At 55.7% G+C, this 442-nt stretch carries 1 protein-coding gene; it reads right to left on the reverse strand.

Annotated elements, in window-relative coordinates; translation table 11 throughout:
* A partial coding sequence (locus ACTHTS_RS11260; RefSeq protein WP_440370088.1) for a DALR domain-containing protein occupies window positions 1-442 on the reverse strand: 442 nt, incomplete at both ends.

Genomic DNA, 442 nt, shown 5'->3' on the forward strand with positions numbered 1-442 from the left:
GTCGGATTCCGCCCAGTTTTTATCCGCGCGTGCCTGTTTGCGGCGGGCGATTAAGTCTTCGATTTCTTCGTTGGAGAGGCCGTCTGAAACCGCGCCGCCTTGCAGAAACTCAATCGGATCACGTTGCAACAGGCCGATGATGCCACCCAAAGCTTTCAGGCAGCTGGCGAGGTGCGCATCATTTGTTTTGTTCACTTCGCCTGCCAGTTCAAACAACACGGCAACCGCTTCGACCGTACCGAAATCGTCGTTCATGGCGGCGTAGAAGCGGCGGGTGTAGTCATTGGCATTTTCAGACAATTCGAACGCAACGGCAGGAGTGTTTTTCAACGTAGTGTACAGGCGGGTCAGCGCACCTTTTGCGTCGTCCAAATGCGCATCCGAGTAGTTCAACGGGCTGCGGTAGTGGGCGCGCAGGATGAAGAAACGCACGACTTCAGGG

This window comes from Neisseria sp. P0019.S003 (assembly GCF_051957115.1).
Classification (GTDB): domain Bacteria; phylum Pseudomonadota; class Gammaproteobacteria; order Burkholderiales; family Neisseriaceae; genus Neisseria; species Neisseria flavescens_D.